Annotated in this window: 1 protein-coding gene; it reads right to left on the bottom strand. The window is 67.4% G+C overall.

What is annotated here, in order from left to right; translation table 11 throughout:
- Positions 1 to 137: 137 nt before the first annotated feature.
- Positions 138 to 2717: a [protein-PII] uridylyltransferase gene (locus tag GXB81_RS30780; protein WP_205991186.1), complete on the bottom strand. Its 2580-nt coding sequence runs from the start codon at positions 2715 to 2717 to the stop codon at positions 138 to 140.
- Positions 2718 to 2734: the final 17 nt, after the last annotated feature.

Consider the following 2734-nt stretch of genomic DNA (forward strand, 5'->3'; position numbering starts at 1 on the left):
TCGAAACCGGCCGCTGCGGGTTTCGGTCCCGCCGGGCGCGTCGGTTTGCGGGCCGACGGGCTGCCGGAACGCACAGGGGCGCGTTCGGACGAAGCCGGCCGCGGATGCTTGGCTGTTAACTTGGTTCGCATGAAATCTCACACTGCGATCGCGCGCAGCAACTCGGTTTCGACCTGAATTTGCAGGCGGTTGTCCGACAGGCCGTGCCCTTCGAGCAGAAACACGTCCTCGACGCGTTCGCCGAGCGTATTGATCCGCGCCGAGGCGACGCCGACCCGGTGCTCGGCCAGCACGCGCGCGATCGAATAAAGAAGGCCCGGCCGGTCGTTCGCCGACACGGACAGGATGTAGTATTGGCCGCGCTCGTCGGCCCGCAGGTCGACGCGCGGCGTGATCGGGAAGGTGCGCGACAGGCGCGAGAGCCGGCCTTTCGACGGCCCCGGCAGCAGCGTGCCGTGGCCCGCGAGCCGCGCGGTCAGTTCCTGCTCGACCAGATTGGCGATGTCGCGGTAGTGCACGTCCTCTTCGGTGTGCGCGACGAGGAAGTTGTCGAGCGCATAGCCGTGACGCGTCGTGCTCACGCGCGCATCGAGCACCGACAGGCCGTTGCGGTCGAAATACGCGCAGATGCCCGCGAACAGATCGGGCTGGTCCTTCACGTAGACGAGCACCTGCAAAGCCTCGCCGATCGGCGACGGCCGTGCGCGCACGAGCGGCGTCGGCGTTTCGACGTGACGGTACAGCACGCGCGTCTGCCATGCGATATCGGCCGCGTCGTGGCGCAGGAAGTAGCCGACGTCGAGCTTGTCCCACAGCGCGCGTTGCGCGCCTTCCGGCACGGTTTCGAGACGCAGCAGCGCAAGCGCTTCTTCCTGCCGCGACTTCAGTTCCGAATGCGCATCGGGCCGCGCGCCGCCGAGCACGGCGAGCGTGGCGCGGTAGAGGTCTTCGAGCAGCTTGCCTTTCCACGTATTCCAGACCTTCGGGCTGGTGCCGCGGATATCGGCCACGGTCAGCAGATAGAGCGCGGTGAGGCGCCGCTCGGTGCCGACCAGTTCGGCAAAGCGCTTGATCACTTCGGGGTCGCTCGTGTCCTGCTTTTGCGCGACCTGGCTCATCGTCAGATGCTGCTGCACGAGCCAGACGACCAGGTTCTCGTCCTCGCCGTCGATCTCGTGCTGACGGCAGAAGCGCCGCGCGTCGACCATGCCGAGCGTCGAGTGATCGCCGCCGCGGCCCTTGGCGATGTCGTGAAACAGCGCCGCCACGTACAGCACCCACGGCCGGTCGAAGTTCGCGATCAACTGGCTGCAGAACGGATATTCGTGCGCGTGCTCGGCGACCGCGAAGCGGCGCAGATTGCGCAGCACCATCAGGATGTGCTGATCGACCGTGTAGACGTGATAGAGGTCATGCTGCATCTGCCCGACGATGCGGCGGAAATTCAGCAGATAGCGCCCGAGCACGCTGGTCTGGTTCATGAGCCGCAGCGCGTGCGTGATGCCGGCCGGCTGTTTGAGGATAGCCATGAAGAGCCGGCGGTTCTCCGGATCGCGCCGCCAGTGCTGGTCCATCACGTCGCGCGCGTTGTAGATCGCGCGCAGCGTGCGCGCCGACAGGCCCTTCACGCCGGGCGTCTGCTCGTACAGCAGGAACGCTTCGAGGATCGAGTTCGGCTCGCGCTGGAACACGTCGTCGGCGGCGATTTCGAGCATGCCCTGTTTTTCGACGAAGCGCGCCGACAGCACGCGCGTGATGCCGCTCGTGCTCGGGAACAACTGCGCCTCGACGTTCTGGATCAGGATCGTTGCGAGTTGCGTGACGGCCTTCGCGGCCCAGTAGTAGCGGCGCATCAGCTGTTCGCTCGCGCGCTTGGTCGCGGTCGGCTTGTAGCCGAAGCTTTCGGCGACGGGCGTCTGCAGGTCGAACACGAGAATGTCCTGGCGGCGCCCGGCGGTCACGTGCAGCCGGGCGCGCAGCGCCTTCAGGAAGCCCTCGTTGCGGCGCAGCTCGCGCGCCTCGCGCTCGGTGATAAGCCCGCGCGCTTCGAGTTCGCGCCAGCTGCTGCCGAAGCCGGCCGCCCGCGTGATCCACAGGATCAGCTGCAGGTCGCGCAGCCCGCCCGGGCTCTCCTTGATGTTCGGTTCGAGCGCGTAGGGCGTGTCCTGAAATTTCGCGTGGCGCTGGCGCATTTCGAGCACCTTCGCCGTGAAGAACGCCTTCGGGTCGAGCGCTTCGCGGTAGCACGCCGCGAAGTCGTCGAACAGCGCGGCGCTGCCGGTGATGCGCCGCGCTTCGAGCAGCGAGGTGCGCACGGTGACGTCGTTGGCCGCTTCCTCGAGGCATTGCGACACGCTGCGCACGCTGCTGCCGAGTTCGAGCCCGAGGTCCCACGCGAGGCTGATGAAGCGTTCGATACGTGCTTCGGCATGTTCGAGCGGCGCGTCGGGCAGCAAGACCAGAATGTCGATGTCGGAATGCGGCGCCAGCTCGCCGCGTCCATAGCCGCCGACCGCGACGAGCGCGAACTCGCCGGGCAGCTCGCAGGTCTCCCAGGCGGCGCGCAGCGAGCCGTCGGTGGCGCGCGCGAGGGCGGCCATCAGCGCGTCGACGTTGGTGGCCGTCCGGAAGCGCTCCAGCAACTGGGCTTTGGCCACTTTGTAGTCCGCCTTGAGCGACGTGGCATGGGATGGGGTGACGGCTGGAACGCTGCTCATCGGCGGGCGGCGGTGAG

This window comes from Paraburkholderia sp. Ac-20336, assembly GCF_017105025.1.
Lineage (GTDB): Bacteria > Pseudomonadota > Gammaproteobacteria > Burkholderiales > Burkholderiaceae > Paraburkholderia.

Coding starts and splice junctions, on each gene's coding strand:
- GXB81_RS30780 (WP_205991186.1), bottom strand. CDS start 2,717: ATGAGCAGCGTTCCAGCCGTCACCCCATCCCATGCCACGTCGCTCAAG.